The following is a 2,276-nucleotide window of genomic DNA, read 5'->3' on the forward strand; positions in this document are numbered from 1 at the left end:
AGCGTCGGGGGTGGTAATGCGAAAGTCCGGGGAGTGGCCGGGTGGGGTGCCCGGTCAGCAGTCGGGTCAGCAGCCGGGTGCGTGGCCGGGGCAGCCGCCCACCCACCCTTCGATGTCGGTGTCGGTGTCGACGCGGCCGAAGCGGCCCGCGTGGCTGCTGCCCACGCTGGCGGCCGCCGTCGTCGTGCTGGTCGCGGCAGGCGGCGTGGGCGCCTACGTGATGTACGGCAAGACTTCGGGCGTCGCCGCCCCGCCGGCCACGTCGAAGAGCGGATCGCCGTCCCCTGCCGCGGCGGCGGCGACCGGGCCCGACGCGTGCGCCATGCTGCCGAAGGAGGAGATCGACCGGCTCGTGCCCGACGCGACCGTGGCCAAGTCCTCCAAGGACGGCGACTACACGGTCGACTTCACCTGCAACTGGACGAACCAGCGGATCTCGTTCGGCGAGTTCTGGCGCAGCAGGGAGATCGACGTCAGGATCGCGCAGCACAAGGGCGAGGGCGCCAAGACCGGCAGGGCGATGGCCCAGAACTCGTACGAGGTCGACCTGCGCGGCGGCAAGTACGGCGAGACCGCCAAGCCGTCGCTGGACCCCGACGAGAAGCAGTACGTCTCCCCGGTCAAGGTCGTCCAGGGCGTGGGCGACGGCGCGTTCGCGCAATACACCTGGCGCCGCGACGGCAAGCTGCTGTGGTACTCCTTCGGCAAGGCGTTCGCCCGGGTGGGCGACATGACGATCGAGGTCAAGTTCCAGGCGGGCCAGCAGCGCAAGGACGCGCAGATCCTGTCCAACGAGACCACGCAGTCCATCAACGAGGACAACGCGATCCGCGAGGTGAGCGGCCTGGTCGGGCACTTCGCCAAGGGCGTGGCCGCCTGGCAGAAGCAGCATCCCAACGTGCTCGCCCAGCCGCAGCCGTCGCAGGCCACGACCTTGCCGAGCGCCCGGCCGACGCCGTCGCCGACGGTGCTGGCCGCCTTCCCCGCCGAATGCACGGCCGTCACGGAGGCGGCCACGCGGTTCGTGCCCGAGCCCACCACCCGCGCGCGCGGCATGGCGGCCGGCGACGACAACCAGACCGAGTGCCGCTGGCTCAACCTGAACCTGCCCGGCGAAGAGGGCATGAAGAAGATCCGCAGCGTGCTGATCACCACCCACCGGTTCGCCAACCGGGCGGGCGCCGCCGACGAGCCCGCGGCCAAGGGCTACTACATCAGCGAGTACGGCGGCGACAAGAACATCGCGAGCTCCAAGATGGGCGGCATCACCTGGGGCAAGCTGACCGACCTCGCGGGCCTGGGCGACCAGGCGTACCAGCAGTTCGTGCAGACCCGGCAGGGGGAGGTCTCGGCCTCCAGCGGCTCGGTGCTGATCCGCAAGGGCGCGATGGTGATCAGGGTCGACTTCTCGGGGCACCAGCGGCCGGCGGACGCGGCGACGAACTCGCCCAAGGTCGAGCTCATGGCCGAGAAGGAGGCGCTGGCCGGGGCGCTCGCCATGGCCAAGGCGTACCTGGCCGAGGTGGCGAAGCAGCCGGCGGGCAGCTGACGGCTGTCACGCGCGGCCAGGTCGCACTCCCGCCGGCGGGACGGCACGGGCCGCCCGCCGGCGGCACCACCAGCGGTCCTGACCGGTGATCTGCGTCAACGGTTAATGAGGCTGCAACCCGGTTGCAAGCGGGACAAATACGGTTGGTTCTTGTAAGCATCTGAGCCGCGCGATCACGTTTGTCCAGTACAGGGGCATGGGCAAACCGTGGGGGATCACGCGGCTCATTGCTGTGCGGGGGTTGCCGGTCCAGGAAGGGGCCGAGGAGGCCGGGAACGGCGCGTGCGGCGAGGTCCAGGCCGTCGCCGCGGCCCACGTCCAGCACGTCGTAGTGGCCGCTGCCCGCCGCCGTGGTCGCGGAGACGGTCAGCAGGCCCGAGCGGCGCTGGAAGTACGACTCGGTGATCGTCCAGCCGGTGATGCCCCTGCGGTCCAGCGCGATCGTGCGCCGCACCACCGCGCCGCTCCTGCTGACCAGGTGCCGGCCGCCGAGCGCGTGACCGAGGCTCGCGGCGCCCGCCGCGGCCAGCCACAGCCCGGCTGCCAGCGCCGCCGCCGGGACCAGCCAGACGCCGGCGCGCAGCCACGGCCAGGGCAGGAGCCACGGAAGCAGCCAGGACGCCGCCGCCGTCAACCCGGCCAGGACGGCCGCCGTCACCAGAGCCCGCACGACCCGCCTGCGCCGAGCCGCCGCCGGATGCGCGACCAGCCCGGCCCCCTCCAGGAC

General features: G+C 72.1%; 2 protein-coding genes. One reads left to right on the forward strand and one right to left on the reverse strand.

What is annotated here, in order from left to right:
• Positions 1 to 112: 112 nt before the first annotated feature.
• Positions 113 to 1,549, forward strand: a complete 1,437-nt coding sequence (locus ETD85_RS61755; protein ID WP_138699011.1) for a hypothetical protein — start codon at positions 113 to 115, stop codon at positions 1,547 to 1,549.
• On the opposite strand, the gene ETD85_RS67835 is transcribed toward ETD85_RS61755, so the two are convergent.
• Entirely contained in the window at positions 1,461 to 2,219 is a 759-nt protein-coding gene (locus tag ETD85_RS67835; protein ID WP_420847400.1) for a PH domain-containing protein, read from the reverse strand. The genes ETD85_RS61755 and ETD85_RS67835 overlap by 89 nt on opposite strands.
• Positions 2,220 to 2,276: the final 57 nt, after the last annotated feature.

It is taken from the genome of Nonomuraea zeae (assembly GCF_005889725.1).
GTDB lineage: Bacteria > Actinomycetota > Actinomycetes > Streptosporangiales > Streptosporangiaceae > Nonomuraea > Nonomuraea zeae.